General features: G+C 54.1%; 13 protein-coding genes, 1 tRNA gene and 1 pseudogene. 5 read left to right on the top strand and 10 right to left on the bottom strand.

What is annotated here, in order from left to right:
* Positions 1–12 precede the first annotated feature (12 nt).
* The 3 genes from flhB to AAGR08_RS06305 are packed head-to-tail and all read left to right on the top strand — an operon-like array spanning position 13 to position 3,676.
* Positions 13–1,158, top strand: a complete 1,146-nt coding sequence (flhB, locus tag AAGR08_RS06315) for a flagellar biosynthesis protein FlhB (RefSeq protein ID WP_345829139.1) — start codon at positions 13–15, stop codon at positions 1,156–1,158.
* A complete protein-coding gene (flhA, locus tag AAGR08_RS06310; protein ID WP_097096797.1) occupies positions 1,158–3,260 on the top strand; it encodes a flagellar biosynthesis protein FlhA in 2,103 nt (700 codons plus the stop codon). Before flhB ends, flhA begins: the two co-directional genes overlap by 1 nt.
* Entirely contained in the window at positions 3,257–3,676 is a 420-nt protein-coding gene (locus AAGR08_RS06305; protein ID WP_345829137.1) for a flagellar protein FlhE, read from the top strand. The genes flhA and AAGR08_RS06305 overlap by 4 nt, the downstream gene beginning before the upstream one ends.
* 15 nt (positions 3,677–3,691) lie before the next feature.
* On the opposite strand, the gene nac is transcribed toward AAGR08_RS06305, so the two are convergent.
* From nac to AAGR08_RS06285, 4 genes are all read right to left on the bottom strand, one after another.
* Positions 3,692–4,609, bottom strand: coding sequence for a nitrogen assimilation transcriptional regulator NAC (gene nac / locus AAGR08_RS06300; RefSeq protein WP_097096796.1), 918 nt, complete (start codon positions 4,607–4,609; stop codon positions 3,692–3,694).
* Positions 4,610–5,200: 591 nt separating this feature from the next.
* Positions 5,201–6,232: an ABC transporter permease gene (locus AAGR08_RS06295; RefSeq protein ID WP_097096795.1), complete on the bottom strand. Its 1,032-nt coding sequence runs from the start codon at positions 6,230–6,232 to the stop codon at positions 5,201–5,203.
* Positions 6,233–6,246: 14 nt separating this feature from the next.
* The gene (locus AAGR08_RS06290) at positions 6,247–7,731 is read right to left on the bottom strand and encodes a sugar ABC transporter ATP-binding protein (RefSeq protein WP_345829135.1); all 1,485 of its coding nucleotides are present in this window, start codon (positions 7,729–7,731) and stop codon (positions 6,247–6,249) included.
* Between the two features lie 32 nt (positions 7,732–7,763).
* On the bottom strand, positions 7,764–8,687 hold the full coding sequence (locus AAGR08_RS06285) for a sugar ABC transporter substrate-binding protein (RefSeq protein WP_345829134.1): 924 nt from the start codon (positions 8,685–8,687) through the stop codon (positions 7,764–7,766).
* A 507-nt stretch (positions 8,688–9,194) separates the two neighbouring features.
* Between AAGR08_RS06285 and AAGR08_RS06280 the strand changes: the two genes are divergently transcribed.
* Positions 9,195–9,270: transfer RNA gene (locus AAGR08_RS06280), tRNA-Asn, on the top strand.
* A gap of 141 nt (positions 9,271–9,411) precedes the next feature.
* Here AAGR08_RS06280 and AAGR08_RS06275 read toward each other — a convergent pair.
* Both AAGR08_RS06275 and AAGR08_RS06270 read right to left on the bottom strand, forming a co-directional pair.
* Entirely contained in the window at positions 9,412–9,714 is a 303-nt protein-coding gene (locus AAGR08_RS06275) for a helix-turn-helix domain-containing protein (RefSeq protein WP_097096792.1), read from the bottom strand.
* Between the two features lie 60 nt (positions 9,715–9,774).
* Positions 9,775–9,885 (bottom strand): annotated as a pseudogene (locus AAGR08_RS06270) (diaminopimelate decarboxylase); the annotation flags it as partial.
* Between the two features lie 212 nt (positions 9,886–10,097).
* On the opposite strand from AAGR08_RS06270, the gene AAGR08_RS06265 reads away from it, so the two are divergent.
* Positions 10,098–12,806: an AAA domain-containing protein gene (locus AAGR08_RS06265; protein ID WP_345829133.1), complete on the top strand. Its 2,709-nt coding sequence runs from the start codon at positions 10,098–10,100 to the stop codon at positions 12,804–12,806.
* Here AAGR08_RS06265 and AAGR08_RS06260 read toward each other — a convergent pair.
* The 4 genes from AAGR08_RS06260 to AAGR08_RS06245 form a co-directional block, all read right to left on the bottom strand.
* Entirely contained in the window at positions 12,803–14,104 is a 1,302-nt protein-coding gene (locus AAGR08_RS06260; RefSeq protein WP_345829131.1) for an NtaA/DmoA family FMN-dependent monooxygenase, read from the bottom strand. The genes AAGR08_RS06265 and AAGR08_RS06260 overlap by 4 nt on opposite strands.
* Positions 14,105–14,115: 11 nt before the next feature.
* Complete coding sequence (locus tag AAGR08_RS06255) at positions 14,116–15,315, bottom strand: M20 family metallopeptidase (RefSeq protein ID WP_345829129.1); 1,200 nt, start codon at positions 15,313–15,315, stop codon at positions 14,116–14,118.
* A gap of 95 nt (positions 15,316–15,410) precedes the next feature.
* On the bottom strand, positions 15,411–16,070 hold the full coding sequence (locus AAGR08_RS06250; protein WP_345829127.1) for a methionine ABC transporter permease: 660 nt from the start codon (positions 16,068–16,070) through the stop codon (positions 15,411–15,413).
* Positions 16,051–17,181 carry an ATP-binding cassette domain-containing protein gene (locus tag AAGR08_RS06245; RefSeq protein ID WP_345829125.1) on the bottom strand — a complete coding sequence of 377 codons (1,131 nt, stop codon included), beginning with the start codon at positions 17,179–17,181 and terminating at the stop codon, positions 16,051–16,053. Before AAGR08_RS06245 ends, AAGR08_RS06250 begins: the two co-directional genes overlap by 20 nt.
* Positions 17,182–17,191: the final 10 nt, after the last annotated feature.

Below are 17,191 nucleotides of genomic sequence, written 5' to 3'. Positions count from 1 at the left end.
CTGGCGAAACCTATGTCCGAAGAGAGTGAAAACGACAAAACGGAAGACCCCACACCCCACCGAAAACAGAAGGCGAGGGAAGAGGGACAGATTCCGCGCTCGCGTGAGTTAACCACGCTCGCGATGCTGCTGGTTGGCTGGGGATTGATGGTTTCCGGCGGCGATCATCTGGCGCGCAAACTGATGCATATGCTGCATAACGGTTTGGTGTTTGACCGGCTATTGGTGAGCGACCCTCAACATATGCTGCATCACGCCGGTGCGCTACTCGGCAGCGCCTTTCTGGCGATGCTGCCGTTTGTCGGCGGCCTGTTTATTACCGCCCTGGTGGCGCCTTCCATCATTGGCGGCCTCAATCTGAGCGGGAAAGCGATCAAGTTCAGCGCGAAGAAACTGAACCCGATCAGCGGTATCAAGCGCCTGTTCTCCTCGCAGATGCTGTCTGAAATGACTAAAGCGATTCTGAAAGTATCGCTGGCGGGGATCGGTGGCGGACTGTTTCTCTGGCTCAACAAGATGAAGTTTATTGGGCTGGTGTTTGAACCGCTCGGCATGGCATTAGGTGACATTAGCCGCCTGCTGCTCGGCTGCATGCTGGTGATCATCCTGTCACTAATCCCGATGGTGGCCTTCGATGTGATTTACCAGCTGTGGAGCCACTTTAAAAAGCTGCGTATGAGTCGTCAGGAGATTAAAGACGAGTTCAAAAATCAGGAAGGTGATCCGCAGCTGAAAGGTCGCGTCAGGCAGCTTCAACGCCAGATGGCGCAATCACGCATGATGAGCGATGTGCCCGCAGCAGACGTGGTGGTGAACAACCCCACCCACTATTCGGTCGCGCTGAAATATCAAGAAGGCAGTATGGGGGCACCGATTGTGGTGGCCAGCGGTAGCGGTCTGATTGCGCTACGCATCCGTGAATTGGCGGACGAAAACCGCGTACCCATGCTGGAAGCGCCGCCGCTGGCGCGTGCCCTTTATCGCCATTGTGAACCGGGACAACCGGTTCCCACTGAATTGTATAACGCCGTAGCTGAAGTGCTGGCCTGGGTTTATAGCCTGCGTCGCTGGCGAAAAGGCTTAGGTCAACGCCCGCAGCTGCCGAAAGACCTTCCGGTTCCGGCCGCGCTGGATTTCGCACAAGAGAGTAAAGAGTGATGGCTAACCTCGCCACAAAATTACGTTTGCCCAACATGAAGGAAACCCAATGGCAGGTGCTGGCGGGGCCAGTGCTGATCATGACCATCCTCGCGATGATGATCCTGCCGCTGCCAACTTTCGTGCTGGACCTGTTGTTCACCTTCAACATCGTGCTGTCGATCATGATTCTGCTGGTGGCGATGTTCACCCAGAATACGCTGGAGTTCTCGGCCTTCCCGACGGTGCTGCTGTTCTCTACCCTGCTCCGCCTGGCGCTGAACGTGGCCTCAACGCGTGTGATCCTGATGCACGGCCATACGGGTGCCGGCGCGGCTGGCCAAGTGGTGGAGGCCTTTGGCCACTTCCTGGTGGGCGGCAACTTTGCCATCGGTATTATCGTCTTCGTGATTCTGATCATCATCAACTTTATGGTCATCACCAAAGGTGCCGGCCGTATCGCTGAAGTGGGTGCGCGCTTTACCCTTGATGGGATGCCGGGCAAACAGATGGCGATTGATGCGGATCTGAATGCCGGCCTGATTGGCGAAGATGAAGCCAAGCGTCGCCGTAAAGAGGTGACGCAGGAAGCCGACTTCTACGGGTCGATGGACGGTGCCAGTAAGTTTGTGCGCGGCGACGCCATCGCTGGTTTAATGATCATGGCCATCAACATTATCGGTGGACTGATTATTGGCGTGATGCAGCACGATATGTCCGCGGGAATGGCGGGCGAAACCTACACCCTGCTGACCATCGGTGATGGTCTGGTGGCACAGATTCCGGGTCTGGTGATCTCTACCGCTGCGGGTGTGGTGGTGACACGCGTGGTTAACGACCAGGATGTTGGCGAGCAGATGGTGAGCCAGCTGTTTACCTCTCCGCGCGTACTGCTGCTGGCCGCCGCGGTAATTGGCCTGCTCGGTCTGATTCCGGGCATGCCAAACTTTGTCTTCCTGCTGTTTACTGCCGTGCTGCTGCTCACCGCATGGTGGCTGCGTGGCCGTCAGGCTGAGCAGAAGAAATCTGGCGCATCAGGTTCTGTCTCACACGATCCGATGATGGCGGAAGCCGAAGCGGCGCAGGTGAATGAAGCCACCTGGTCGGACGTACAGATGGAAGATGAGCTAGGGCTGGAAGTGGGCTACCGCCTGATCCCCATGGTGGATCAGGAGCAGAACGGACAGCTGCTGACGCGCGTACGCGGCATTCGTAAAAAGTTTGCTCAGCAAATGGGCTTCCTGCCGCCGGCGGTGCATATTCGTGACAACCTCGACCTGCCGCCGACGCGTTATCGCATCCTGCTGAAAGGCGTGGAGATTGGTCACGGGGAAGTTCAGCCCGATCGCTGGATGGCGATCGATCCCGGCTGCGCGGAGGGTGAAGTTCCCGGCACCGCCTGTACCGAGCCAACCTTTGGACTGCCTGCTCGCTGGATTGATGAAGTACATCGCGAACTGGCGCAGACGCTGGGATATACGGTGGTGGATCCGAGCTCCGTGGTGGCCACGCATCTTAATCACTTGATCTCTACCCATACGGAAGAGCTGTTTGGCCGTCAGGAAGCGCAGCAGCTGCTCGATCAGCTGACGAAACATGCGCCAAAACTGGTGGAAGATCTGATTCCAGCGGTCATTAGCCTGACCATGTTGCATAAGGTCTTGCAAAACCTGCTGTCTGAGCGCGTACCGATTCGTGATATGCGTACCATTATTGATACGCTGGCCGAGTTTGCCGGCCCGAACAGCGATACCGACGATCTGACCGCCCGCGTGCGCGCCCGACTGGCTCGCGCCATCACGCAGCAGTGGTTCCCAGGCGAAGAGGATATTCAGGTGATTGGGCTGGATATGTCTCTGGAGCAACTGCTGGTGCAGGCGACTCAGAGCGGCAGCGCCATCGAGCCGGGTATTGCGGAAAACCTGATGAAACAGACGGAGAAAGCGTTGATGCATCAGGAAGGACTTGGCGCACCGCCGGTGCTGCTGGTTAACCCATCGCTGCGTCTGATGCTGTCACGCTATCTGCGCCGCATGTTCCCACAGATGGCGGTGCTCTCCAGCCAGGAGATCAACACGCAGCGTAATGTGCGCATGACGTGGATGATTGGTAGTAAAGCATGAAGTGTTTGATGCTGGGAATGGGGATGCTGCTACTGGCGGCATCGCCGCTGGCCGGTGCGGCGAGCGGGTCGTGGAGCAGCGCAAGCTACGGCGGCACGCTGACGCACGGCAAGCAGAGGCTGAAAAGCCGTCCCGTTCAGAGCACCGGGGCGCTGCCCCAACATGCCAGCGCGGAGACGTTGCAATGGCAGATCAAAATGGATGGCCCGGCGCCGCAAGGGCTGCGCCTGCAATTTTGCAGCGTCAGCCGTTGCGTACCTTTGCCCGCACAACAGGGTGAGATTACCCTGCCCGCCGGTTTTCCGGCGGCTGGGCCCTTCCACTTCGAATACTTCTCGATACGTCGTGGGCCCTTACAGCCGCCGCTCACGGTGCTCAGTAACCAGGTCACGATAGGTTACCAGGTTAAGCGTTAACGGCTGGCTGCGATTTTAGCCCACCAACATCAATTCACGATCTTCCACCATCGGCTTATTCAGCAGTGACAGCAGAATGTTTTTCACTGCCTGCGCCGATGGCGACAGCGGCAAACGCGCCGAGATATTCAGTGACAGCGGCAAATTCAGCGACGGGCTGTTAATCCGCGCCATCCAAGCATGTGTTGAACTGACCAGCGCCCGCGCGGCGGATTCAGGCAATACTGTGACGCCCATGCCGCTCGCTACGGCGGCGGTCAACGTCGAGATTGACTCAATCTCACCAATAATGCGAGCGCTGAGGCGGCGCAGCGAGAAGGCTTCGTCCACACGTTTGCGCACCGCACTGTAATCACGCGGCAGGAACAGGCTCATCTGCGCGACGTCTGCCAGATCGACCGTGGTGCCCGGACACGCCGTGGCGCCCACCAGGTAAAGCTCCTCTTTCATCAGTGGAATGCTGTTGATGCCCGCCGTCGGCGCGCGATCGTACAGCACGGCCATATCCAGCTGGCCGTTCATCACTTTTTCATTCAGCGATGTGCCGCTGTTTTCATGCAGATACACCAGCACATCGGGGAATTGCTCGCGCACCGTGTGCAGCAGCGGCATGGTAAGTGACGATGCGGCGGTACCCGGCGCTAAGCCAATCGATACCTGACCATTTAATGCCTGCCCGGCATTGATCACCGCCGTCTGCGCTTGTTCGCACTGACGCAAAATAGTACGGGCGTGGGCATAGAGAATTTTACCGGCCTCGGTTGGCGTCACGCCGCGCTTGGTGCGGATCAGCAATTGCTGATCGAGTTCATTTTCCAGCGTAGCGACCTGCTGGCTAAGCGCAGGCTGCGCGATGTGCAGCACTTCTGCTGCCTGAGTCAGGCTGCCGATATCGACGATTTTTACAAAGTACTTGAGTCGTCTTAAATTCATGTTGCCTCCGTCAATCCCCGAATACCCAGGTTGGGCGTCTCAGCCTGCTGGCTTGTGTAGATGAAGTTGCAATATGCAGGCCAGGTTTATTCAAGCGGTAAAAAAGCATGGCCGGATTTTTCCTAAAGGCACGGAAAATAAGCGTTTGTGATTACCTCGAACGGGTTAATAAGCGCGGGCGATGACGCAAAAGGATTAAGAACGCATCAGGTTGCACTGCGATGGTGCGGAAAATGCGAGGCAGGCGTGCAAAAAAGTGATGACGCGATGAGTGGGTATGGTGCAGAAATAGCCAATAAAGGGCAGAAATAGCGTTAATGAAACCAAACGAGCGGGAAAGAAGGGGATTAACCAGCAGGAAAACTTATGTGGTGGGGAGGGTGCGCGCTGTCCCTCACCCTGGCCCTCTCCCGCTCGCGGGAGAGGGAACCGACCGAGAGAATTTTTGTGTTAAATGCACGGTGTCGATACGCAAAATACTTCGCGCTATAGCAAGGCGGCAAGCCCGTTTAGCCCTGGGAGCATAGACAACTATGTGACCAGGGTAAACGGGCGCAGCCAACGCCGCTACAGCGCGAAGTATGAAGCGTATCAGCGTTTTTTGCGGTTGCGGTGCATATCTATTGAAACCGCGGCAACGATGATGATGCCTTTAATAATGTCCTGCACGTACGCATCGACACCAATAAAGGTAAAGCCGCTCTTAATCAGTCCGAGGATCACCGCGCCAATCAGCGTACCGGTGATGCGTCCAACGCCGCCCATCAGGCTGCTACCGCCGATAACCGCTGCGGCGATGGCGTCCAGTTCGTAGGCCATGCCCATACTTGACTGGCCGCTACTCACGCGCGCCGCCAGCACCACACCCGCCAGCCCTGAGAGCGCACCGGCGATGGTATAGACGATGATCAGGTACTTGTTAACGTTGATGCCGGACACTTTGGCGGAGGTCATGTTGCCGCCAATCGCGTAGACATATTTGCCGTAGCGGGTGTGCTTCAGCGCAATGTGGAACAGGAACGCCACCACCAGGAAAATAATCACCGGCATTGCGCCCTGGCCGATGGAGGTAAAGCCATCTGACAGGAAGCTGATCGGATTACCCTGCGTGTAGTACTGCGCCAGACCGCGCGCGGAAACCATCATGCCGAGGGTCGCGATAAACGGAGGAATCCCGGTTTTGGTAATCAGTACACCGTTCATCACGCCGCACAACAGCCCTACTCCGATGCCGGCGACAATCGGAATCACGGCGGGCAGGTTGACCAATGAGGGATACATTGGCGTAAGGCTATCGGAGGTCTGCGCCAGGCTCGCCGCGACGACCGCAGTTAAGGCGATAACCGAACCGGACGATAGATCGATACCGGTGGTGATAATAACTTGCGTCACGCCCACGGCGATAATCCCGATAATCGCCACCTGCAACACAATCAGCACCAGGCGGTTGGTGTTCATCAGGAAGGATTGGTCACGAACGTACCAGCCTGCGATTTCAAAGATCAGGGCAATGCCCACCATCACAACAAAAATACCCGTATCTTTAGGCAGCTTATGACGCAGGTTGCTGAAGAAAGAGGGTTGTTCTGCGGCCTGCGGGGCCGAAATTTTTACATTACTCATAGGTGTCTCACGCCTCACTCGGATGCCAACGACAAAATGGTTTCCTGATTGGCCTCTTCTTTATCGAGGATGCCGGTTATACGTCCGCCGTGCATTACCATCACGCGGTCGCTCATGCCGAGAATTTCTGGCAGTTCGGACGACACCATGATGATGGCGACGCCACGGTTTGCCAGTTCACTGATCAAACGATAAATTTCTGCTTTGGCCCCAACATCAATACCGCGCGTCGGTTCATCGAGGATCAGGATCTTCGGTTGCGCCAGCAGCCAGCGCGCAATCAGCACCTTCTGCTGATTACCGCCGCTGAGGTTATTGATGATCTGATCCATGGTGGGGGTTTTGATGTTGAGTTTGCGAATCTGATCCATGCAGTCCTGCGCCATTTTGATATGGCTGACAAAACCGCTTTTGTGGATGTAATCCGGCATGTTGACGATGCTCATGTTCTCCATCACCGACAGCACCAGGAACAACCCGGACTTTTTGCGATCTTCGGTGAGAAACGCCATGCCCTTCTCAATCGCCGTGGAGGGGGAATCAATCTTCACCGGGACGCCATCAATCAGGATTTCACCGCTGTCGAAGCTCTCCATGCCGAACAGGCTTTCCATCACTTCGCTGCGCCCTGCACCTACCAAGCCGGCAACGCCAAGAATTTCACCCTTGCGCACCGTAAAGTTGATATCGGTAAAACGGTCTTTGCAGGTTAAATTACGCACCGTCAGCACATCTTCGCCGATTTCCCCATTAAATTTCGGGAACAGCTGCGTCAGTTCGCGGCCCACCATCTGGGTAATCAACGATTGGCGGGTATAGTGGCTGGTGTCATTACTGCCCACCCAGGAACCGTCGCGGAAGATACTGATCTCATCGGTAATGGCGAAGATTTCATCCATTTTGTGGCTGATATAGATGATGGCTTTACCCTGCTCGCGCAGGTCACGGATGATGGTGAACAGATGCGCCACTTCGGTTTCTGTCAGTGCCGAGGTCGGTTCATCCATGATCACGATGTCCGAATTCCACGATACCGCTTTAGCAATTTCAACCATCTGCTGCGAGGCGATACTAAGCTCACCGACCATACGATCCGCTTTCAGACGGATATTCAACCGGTTCAGCAACTCCTGCGTTTGCTTATTGAGTTTGCCGTGATCGACAAAGCCGTACTTCATCGGTTCGCGACCGAGCCAGATGTTTTCGGCCACGGTCATGTAAGGCACCAGATTGAGCTCCTGGTGAATCATGGAGATGCCAGAACGCAAGGCATCCATGGTGTCCTGAAACTGCACCGGCTCCCCTTTAATGCGAATGGTGCCCTTATCGGGACGATACATCCCGATAAGGCATTTCATTAAAGTGGATTTGCCCGCGCCATTTTCACCCATCAGGGCATGTACCGACCCCGGTTTTATACGCAGTGAGACATTGTCGAGTGCCTTCACTCCGGGGAAGAACTTGCTGATGCCTTCGGCTTCAAGCGCAAAAGCGGTCATACATCACCTCCGTACGGCTAAGTCGGGAACGGTTATTTTTGATTCTGACTGGCGAACTTTTCGTAATTGTCTTTGGTGATCAGCTGGAACGGGATATCGACGACTTTTTGCACTTTCTCGCCATTAATCAGTTTGACCGCCGTTTGTACCGCGCCTTCACCCTGGCCTTTAGCATCCTGGAACACGGTGGCGACCATTTTGTCGTTCTTGATCATTTGCAGCGCATCGGGGGTGCCATCAACACCGGCAACCAGGATGTGGTTCGGGTTTTTACCCAGCGCCTGCAGTGCACCAATGGCCATTTCATCGTTGTTAGACGCAATGGCCTGGATGTCATCACCGGCGGTTAACCAGTTGCTCACCACGTCTACCGCATCGTTACGCATGAATTTAGCGGTCTGCTTCTGTACCACTTTGATGCCAGGATATTTCGCGACGACCGCTTCAACACCTTTGGTGCGCTCGCGGGTCGATTCGTTGGCGAGGTCACCCAGCAGAATCGCCACGTTGCCTTTGCCGTTCATTTTTTTCGCTAACGCTTCCATTTGCAGACGACCGGCCAGTTCAGAGTCGGAACCGACAAAGGCCATTTTGTCTTTCAGTTCACCCGCCGGTTTGCGGTTAACAAACACCAGCGGCACGCCCGCTTTCGCCGCCGCGTCCACCAGTGGTTTTACCGCGTTGGTGTCTACCGGGTTAACGATGATGGCGTCAACGCCCTGACCAATGAAGTTCTGAACCTGCTGCAGCTGCTGTGAAACGTCGCCTTTCGCGTCTTCGACCTGACCTTTGATGTTGTCTTTCTGCATCTCTTTCTGCATTGCGGTGCGCAGAATGGTGAGGAAGTTGTCATCAAACAGCGCCATAGAGACGCCCACCTGAAGGTCTTTTGCCATCACTGCGGCAGGCAACATGCAAGCTAACAGGGAAGTCACTAACGCTTTTTTGAATTTCATAGGTAACCCTTCTTTTTCGTTAACATGCTCAGGTTGGCTGAGACGACGAATGAAAAATATCTTTTACATTCACTCAACATCGCTGGCGTTTTTTTTGTGGTTGTAGAGGTAAGGCTTCTGGTCTAACGCTATTGGCTTACTGCATCTGTTTATTACAACCTAATAATTATCAATGTGTTATTTTCTCAATTCTGTTTTAGCTGCCTGCGCGCGTTTCGCAGGTGGTGATGAGCAGTTCATTTATTTCATCCACTCCACATTTGAAACTTTCATCATAAAAGCACTGAAACGATTGTTTTAAAATCGGCAAATAACAAAACTTTGACACGCCTCTAACATCTCAAAGGAATTGCGTTTAAAGTGAGATCCTGTTGGCAGTTTAGAATCTGATCGTTCAAGGCAAAAAAGCGTCATTCCGCTGCTTTTACGCGCACTTAAACCAGAAGTGTGCAGTCGGGCTTTGACAATGGGGATCGGCATCGCTAATATGCGCCTCGTTCACACGATTCCTCTGTAGTTCAGTCGGTAGAACGGCGGACTGTTAATCCGTATGTCACTGGTTCGAGTCCAGTCAGAGGAGCCAAATTTAAAAAGCCCGCTCAGGGAAACCTGAGCGGGCTTTTGTGTTTTATGCACTTAGTAAGGTCGTAACTTTATGGCGACCACCTTCATGGTGCGCATAAATGCGCACCTTAAGGGATTTCAGAACATAACTTGCTGATGGTTACACCACAAATTCGTAATGCGAACCGTCTGGTAATTCGATATCCACCCGCAATTTTCCACCCGCCGCTTCGATATAGCGCTTCAGCGTAGAAAGCTTAAGGTCGCGGCCCGGCTTTTCCATGCCCGCAACGGTAGGTTGTTTGATGTTGAGCGCCTGCGCCATTTCCACTTGGGTTTTCTGCACTTTCTCACGCAGCTCCGCTAAATGAATGTTGAGCAAGGTCTCTTCCGCCAGAGCCTTGGCACAGGCAACCACTTCAGGCTTTTCATCAGCGAGGATCTGTTCTAGCGTTCTGCCCATCGCCTCTCTCCTTTTCATCTCTTGTTATCTAAATACCTGGCAAATTCTCGCTCGGCCAGCGGGACCTTTTTCTCGCAAAACGATAAGGCTTGCCAGTACACAAGCCCGGTCAACATCATCAAGCGACATTAGCCAGCGATCAAATCTGTCGGTTGTCTCTATCTTCCACACAATGCCTCCTTGTCAATATAGGTCAAATGCTATATAGGTGTAAAGCGATAAGTGGAGTGTGCATAGATGTGGAAAATGGTGCATTAAGCTTGAAGCAAAGTGTGGAGACGGGTTCCAGAAGAGTCATAAGAAAGAATGGCTGAGAAAACTTCACCCACATCACGTCTGCGGTTATAGTCCTTCAATCATTAACGCTACTCATGGATGGGGAAATGACGACGATCATAGTGAACGGTGAAGACCGCACCGCTCAACTTAAAGACTGGAAGTTGAAATACAATAATAATAAGCAATTGGAACTTAAAGGGATTTTTCACTCCGGTAAATCGTATTCGTGGCCATTCACTGAATGCCAAATTGAGCCAATTAGCCCTATTAGCGGTACGCTATTGCGTAAGAAAGGCACCACTACATTTCAGAAAATTGAAAATGCCGTGATGGTCGGTAATAAATATGTACTTTACACCTACCCCGGTAATAGCTATCGCTACCTCATGATGGCTGATAAGGCGGAAATTTATCACCCTGCGGACTATAAAGATAAAGCGTTATTTTCCTATCTGGTCGAAATGGCACAGGCTCGCGTCAAAAGTGCTTCCACCGATCAAACGGTGATTGCTGAAAACCTGGCCAATCAACTATCGAAAATCATTCCGATAAATGATACTGCTTTACATGCTTACCTCGCGGGCAATAATGCCAGGCGCAATTTTTCACCTCAGCTAATCTACCCGTTTGGCATGAATCACAGCCAAATACAGGCCGTAGAGCAGGCATTTAGTTCGCAACTTTCCGTCATTGAAGGTCCTCCAGGCACCGGAAAAACCCAAACCATTCTTAATATTATTGCTAATATTCTTATGGAGAATAAAAGCGTTGCCGTTGTGTCCAATAACAATGCTGCTGTAGAGAATGTCTATCAGAAACTCGAAGAGTATGGATTAGGGCATGTGGTGGCGAAACTCGGTAGCAACGATAACAAGGCGAATTTTTTTGCCCAACTCCCTACTTTGCCAAATTGCTGGAAAAATATTGCACCGCGAAAAGAAGAGATCGCTAAAGCGGTTACTGAGATTAAATCCCATCTGCATGCGCAGTGTGATAAAGCACGCTACCTGGCCGAGATTGAGGAATTAAAAATTGAGGAAAAATACCTCTCGCAATGGATGAGCAACCACTCTATTTCCTCAGGATGGCCAGTTGAGAAATATCGCCTGACACCGCAAAAAAGCACGGATTTGATGGCATTATTGCAATCTATGAAGCGTGAGAAAATAGGCTTAGCGCAGCGTTTTACACTGTTCTTCCGCTTCGGCATTATTGATACCCGGCCACTTAAGACACCGGAAAAACGTCTGGCCTGTTTCTATGCTCTACAGCGCCACTACTATCGCCAGCGCCTCACGCTGGCAAAAGAGAAGCTTGCCCATGCTGAAAAGCAATTAGTTCATCGCGATGTTTCGCAGGTGATTAAAGCCATTTCGCAGAATTCGCATGACTGTTTACAGGCTCATCTGAGCCAACATCTCACCCCGGTGGAAGAGATCAACGAAGGCAATTACCGTAGAAACTTCAGCGCGTTTTTACAGCGTTTTCCTGTTATTGGTAGCACAACTTACTCAATTATCAGTTCCGTTGGCTCTGATAACCCGCTGGATTACGTGATTATTGACGAAGCATCGCAGCAGGATATTTTACCCGGCGTCTTTGCATTGGCATGTGCGCATAATGTTGTGATTGTCGGTGACCGCAAGCAACTTCCACACGTACCGGCGAAATTACCGTTTGATATTACAGCGCCCGAGGCAGCTTACGACTGCCAACGTCATAGCCTGCTGGATTCAGTTTTGAGCGTATACGGCAAGAACCTCCCTGTCACGTTATTGAAAGAGCATTACCGATGTCATCCTAAAATCATTCAATTTTGTAATAAACAGTTCTACGATAATCAATTAATTGCCATGACACGCGATCGGGGTGAAAAAGCCTTATCTTTAGTGATTACCGCTAAGGGTAATCATAATCGGGATAATAGTAATCTACGTGAAATCGAGTCAATGAATGCTCTGGACTGGCAGGAACAATCTCAGCGCGGCTTTATTGCCCCTTATAATGCGCAGGTTGATCTCTCTGAAGGCTATTTAGGTCAGGATTTTGTCAGCGCAACCGTGCATAAGTTTCAAGGGCGGGAGTGTGATGAAATAGTATTTTCGACGGTACTCGATAAAAAAGCCAGCTCAAAATCCCTGGCATTCGTTGATGACCCGCAACTGATTAATGTGGCAGTATCGCGCGCTAAACGTCATTTTACTTTGGTGACGGGTGATAATGTGTTTACCCAAAAAAACCAACACATCGCCGCACTGATTCGCTATATGCAATATTATGCAGATAACGATAACGTTTATCAAAGCCCGGTCGTTTCTGCTTTCGACCTTCTTTATGAAGAGTATGACCAGTCTCTTGATACGTTAAAAGCACGACTTAATCCTGAGGATTCAAATTATAAATCTGAGCAGATTGCCGCACGTTTAATTAAAGATGCGCTAAAACTCGCGCAATTTTCTTCGCTCCAGCTGCATAACCAGATTCCACTCAAACAGTTAATTATTGCGCCGAGTAGCCTCTTCACGTCGCGTGAAGAGCAGTTTATGAATCAAGGCGCGAGCTGCGATTTTGTACTTTATTATCGCGTGGGTAAACAGCCGCTTGGCGTTATTGAAGTTGACGGTGGTCAGCACGCCGAAACGCTACAAGCGGAACGTGATCAATTGAAGCAGTCAGTGCTCGATAAATGTGATATCCCGCTTCTCCGTTTGCGCACCATAGATAGCCACATTGAAGAGAAAATTGCGGACTTCCTGAACAAAGCGCTGCACCGGGAACAAACTGGCCTTCTCGTAAGTCCGCAATCGGCTTAATTAATCACAGGTAACGCCGCCAGCTCAAGGCTGCTACGGAAATCACTGCCCACATAATCCGTATCAATCAGCTGGCGGCGGCGCAGTTCCGGCAGCAGGCCGTTGAGCAGCAAATCCTGTTGGTCCGGCTGCCCGAGGCCATGCAGTGAAATCACATCCAGTACGCCAGCCCGGTAACGTTGTTCGATGGCATCCGCCAGCGTTGCTGGCGTGCCGGCGACAAACCAGTGGCCGGTCTCTTCGGCTTTGATGATCAGCTCGCGCAGCGTTAATCCTTCCAGCGCATAGCCACGGAAGATGGCGGCACGGCCCTGACGACGATGCACCTGCGTCACTTCAGGAATCAACGCCGCCGGTAGCGGCTGGTCAAGCGGCACATCGTGCAGATCCACTTCGCCTCCTAACATATCCGCCACGCGTAAACGTCCTTGCTCATAGTTGATGCGTTCATGTTTTTCGCGCAGGCGACGCGCGACATCAGCGTCGCTCTCACCAATGATGGCGTGGAAGGAATTCATGATCAGTGGAGGATTATGCTCACGACCAAAACGTCGTGCGCGTTGCTGCACCTCAGCCACAAACGTCTGCGCGGCCTCAAAGGTCGGCTGCGAGGTGTAAATCACTTCGGCATAGCGCGCGCCCAGCGTCACGCCCGCCTCGGACTGTCCCGCCTGGAATTGTACCGGACGGCGCTGCGGCGGTGGCGGCACGTTAAGCGGTCCGGCAACCTGAAAATAGTCACCGCGGTAGTTGATCGGATGCAGTTTAGTATGATCGAGACGAATGCCGCCGCTGGCGGTGCGCTGCACCGCCGCGCGCTCGTTGGCGTCATACAGCGCGTTCATCACTTCGATAAATTCGGTGGCGCGCGCATAGCGCTCCTGCGGTGGCGGCAGCGGGCTTTCGCCAAAGTTTTCCTCGCCAACGGAGGAGGTCACCGCATTCCAGCCCGCACGCCCGCCGCTAATGTGATCGAGCGTGGCGACCTGACGCGCCAGATTGTACGGATGCAGCCAGCTGGTGCTGACGGTGGCGATCAAACCGATGTGTGACGTCACCTGGCTCAACGCGGCGAGCGCAATCAGCGGATCCTGCGTGCCGGTGGTGCCCGCTAAGCCCGCCGGATCGGCCTGCAGCAAATCAGCGGTGAACAGCCCGGTAATTTTTTCGCGTTCGGCAATCTTCGCCAGTTCGATAGCACGCGCGATCCCCACTCCCGGCTGGCTGTCGTTAGCGGCGGAGATCACGCTGCTGGCACCGACCAGCGTTTTCAATTTTCTGCGATAGGTTTGCGACACAACACTCTCCTTTATGGTTGTCGCGCGAAATCCGCTTTGACATGGTTTAATGCGTCCGCGTCGGTCAGCAGGCGCAATCCGGTGCGCGCTAACACGCGAGCACCTATCAACAGCGCCTGATAACCGCGCGCTGAGTTAGCGGCTTCGCGGAACGGCACGGTGTGGAAAATCAGATCGTCAGGGCCGATTTTCAGCCACGGATGCGCCGTTGGCACCGCATGGCTGATGTCGCCGGCATCGGTAGAGACTTTATTCTGCTGCGGTGACAAATCGACCTGTTCGCCTGCGGCGATGAACTCATCCAGCAGCAGCGCATCGAGTGCCGGATTGAGTTTGAAATCGCGCGGGCCAATTTGATGATCAATTTCAACGCGCGCGCCGGTCGCCAGCGCCACGCCTTCGGCTATGGCGCGCAGACGTGGTTCGAGCGATTCGACCACTTCACGGCTGTCGGCACGGATGTAGTAGTGCGCCGAAGCGTATTCCGGGATAACGTTCGGCGCCTGGCCACCGTTGGTGATGATACCGTGCACGCGCATGCCGTCCGGCAGCTGCTGACGCAGCACGCTGATGCCGTTGTAGAGCAACACCAGCGCATCCAGCGCATTGATACCTTCATGTGGCGCGCTGGCGGCATGTGACGGCTTGCCGTAAAAGTGGAAGTAGAGGTGATTATTCGCCAGTGTCGATTCAGTCAAGCGCGTTTTACCGGCGGGATGCACCATCAGCGCCACATCGACATCTTTCAGTAATCCGGCTTCGACAAAACGTTTCTTCACGTTGCCCTTGGGGCCGCCCGGCCCGGCTAAGCCGCCCTCTTCGGCTGGCGTACCCAGCACCACCACGCGGCCGCCGGTTTCCTCCAGCGCCTGGGAAAGCGTGATGGCCGCAGCCACGCTGGTGGTGCCAATCAGATTGTGGCCGCAAGCGTGTCCGATGCCGATCAGCGCGTCATACTCCGCCAGAAAAGCGATAGTTGGACCGGGTTTGCTGCTGGTCTTTACCGCATAAAAAGCCGTTTCGTGTCCGGCGACGTTACGCGTGACGTCAAAGCCCTGCGCCGTCAGCAGCTGCGTCAGCTGTTCGCTGGCGAAATACTCGTTGTTGCCGGTTTCCGGGTTTTGGAATATCGCCTGCGAGACCTTGAGATAGGCGGCGCTGTGCTGTTCGAGGCTGTTTTCCAGGGTGAGCTGAAGGGCATTCAGCGTCATAGATACTCTCCTTTTGCTATGCGGCGGTCGCCATAAATGGCGCCCCTACAAAAATTTGCACCGGCCTTCGTAGGGTGGCCATTCATGGCCACCGATTAGGCATGACGCTTATCAATACGCTGCACCAATCGGTCACCAACCCACTGAATGCCGCAGACCAGCACAATCAGCACCGCGATCACCGCAATCATCACCGAGGTTTCAAAACGCTGATAACCGTAACGAATAGCCAAATCCCCCAATCCGCCTGCGCCAATCGCACCGGCCATCGCCGAAGCGCCAATCAGTGCCACCAGCGTCACCACAAAACCCGAAAGAATGCCGGGCAGCGCTTCTGGGATCAGCACGTCCCAGACAATGCGCAGCTTGCTGGCGCCCATGGCGCGCACCGCATCGATCAGCCCGCGATCGACATCGCGCAAGGAAACTTCGGCGACGCGCGCGAAGTAAGGTGTCGCGGTAATCGAAAGCGGCACAATCGCCGCCCAGGTGCCGAGCGACGTGCCGACCAGGAAGCGCGTGAAGGGAATCAGTGCCACCAGCAAAATAATGAACGGCAGCGAGCGGAAGCCGTTGATGATGAGCCCCAGCACGCGATTAACGCCGCGATGTTCGGCAATCCCGCCCGGGCTGGTCATCACCAGAATCAAGCCGAGCGGCAAACCCGCCACCAGTGAAAACAGGCCAGAGATCACGGTCATTAATACCGTCTCACCCAGCGCATTCAGCAAAAGATCAATCATAACTGGCGACATAACCCACCAACTCCACGTGTGCCTGCTGCGCATGCAGCCAGCTGAGAATCTGCTGCTCATCGGCCGCGTTTGCCGCCGGGAGCGCAATAAAGAAACGCACTACCGCGTAATGCTGGATGTGATCAACACCGCCCTGCAGCAGGCGGAATTTACCTGGCAGCGCGGCCGCAAAGCGGGTTAACAGATCGCCCTGCGCATCGTCACCGGCAAAATGCACGCTGTAGATGGCGTCGCCCTGCTTCTGATCGCTGATGCGTGCGGCCAGGTTTTCTGGCAGCTGTGGCAGCAATCCCCGCAGCAGCGTGCGGGTCAGATCCGATTGCGGATGGGCAAACACCTGCCACACCGGACCTTGTTCGATGATTTCTCCGGCATTGATGACTGCCACGCGATGCGCCACGGATTTGATCACCTCCATTTCATGGGTGATCAGCAAAATGGTGATGCCGAGTTTTTGATTAAGCGATTTGAGCAGCGCCAGAATCGAGCGCGTGGTTTCCGGATCGAGCGCGGAAGTGGCTTCATCACACAGCAGCAGCGCCGGACTCGCCGCCAGCGCGCGCGCAATGCCGACGCGCTGTTTCTGACCACCGGATAACGCCGCCGGATAGCTTTGCGCTTTGTCCGCTAATCCCACCAGATCCAGCAGTTCCGTCACGCGCTGCTGGCGCTGCGCTTTATCCATGCCGGCGATTTTCAGCGGCAGCGCCACGTTCTGCGCCACGGTTTTGGCCGAAAGCAAATTGAAGTGCTGAAACACCATGCCAACGCGGCTGCGCACCGTTTGCAGCTGCTTTTCTGACAGGCCGGTGATGTTCCGGCCTTCAATTTCAATAACGCCTTCATCAGGTTGTTCCAGCCCGTTAAGACAGCGAATCAGCGTCGATTTACCGGCACCGCTGCGCCCAATCAGGCCAAGAATTTCGCCTTTCTGCACCGTCAGCGAGATAGCGTGCAGCGCCCGGGTTTGCCCGAAGCGACGTGATACTCCCTGCAAGCGCACTACGCTGCCGCTGTCGCGAAACGTTACCTGCGCTTCGTCATGCGCGCTGTCGACCACGCCGCGTTGCAACGTGCTGAAGGGGGTTTCGGCTCCTGAGAATAACGTCATCTTTTTCGTT

Source organism: Pantoea sp. BRR-3P, from assembly GCF_039621635.1.
Taxonomy (GTDB): Bacteria; Pseudomonadota; Gammaproteobacteria; order Enterobacterales; family Enterobacteriaceae; genus Pantoea; species Pantoea floridensis.
The sequence above is the reverse complement of the archived record's forward strand: the minus strand, read 5'-3'. Positions and strand labels throughout refer to the sequence as shown.

What these genes read in the sequence shown, in the direction of transcription:
- nac (WP_097096796.1), bottom strand. Translation starts at nt 4,609, where the DNA reads ATGAATTTAAGACGACTCAAGTACTTTGTAAAAATCGTCGATATCGGC.
- AAGR08_RS06255 (WP_345829129.1), bottom strand. Translation starts at nt 15,315, where the DNA reads ATGACGCTGAATGCCCTTCAGCTCACCCTGGAAAACAGCCTCGAACAG.
- AAGR08_RS06305 (WP_345829137.1), top strand. Translation starts at nt 3,257, where the DNA reads ATGAAGTGTTTGATGCTGGGAATGGGGATGCTGCTACTGGCGGCATCG.
- AAGR08_RS06295 (WP_097096795.1), bottom strand. Translation starts at nt 6,232, where the DNA reads ATGAGTAATGTAAAAATTTCGGCCCCGCAGGCCGCAGAACAACCCTCT.
- AAGR08_RS06285 (WP_345829134.1), bottom strand. Translation starts at nt 8,687, where the DNA reads ATGAAATTCAAAAAAGCGTTAGTGACTTCCCTGTTAGCTTGCATGTTG.
- AAGR08_RS06290 (WP_345829135.1), bottom strand. Translation starts at nt 7,731, where the DNA reads ATGACCGCTTTTGCGCTTGAAGCCGAAGGCATCAGCAAGTTCTTCCCC.
- AAGR08_RS06265 (WP_345829133.1), top strand. Translation starts at nt 10,098, where the DNA reads ATGACGACGATCATAGTGAACGGTGAAGACCGCACCGCTCAACTTAAA.
- flhB (WP_345829139.1), top strand. Translation starts at nt 13, where the DNA reads ATGTCCGAAGAGAGTGAAAACGACAAAACGGAAGACCCCACACCCCAC.
- AAGR08_RS06245 (WP_345829125.1), bottom strand. Translation starts at nt 17,181, where the DNA reads ATGACGTTATTCTCAGGAGCCGAAACCCCCTTCAGCACGTTGCAACGC.
- AAGR08_RS06275 (WP_097096792.1), bottom strand. Translation starts at nt 9,714, where the DNA reads ATGGGCAGAACGCTAGAACAGATCCTCGCTGATGAAAAGCCTGAAGTG.
- flhA (WP_097096797.1), top strand. Translation starts at nt 1,158, where the DNA reads ATGGCTAACCTCGCCACAAAATTACGTTTGCCCAACATGAAGGAAACC.
- AAGR08_RS06250 (WP_345829127.1), bottom strand. Translation starts at nt 16,070, where the DNA reads ATGTCGCCAGTTATGATTGATCTTTTGCTGAATGCGCTGGGTGAGACG.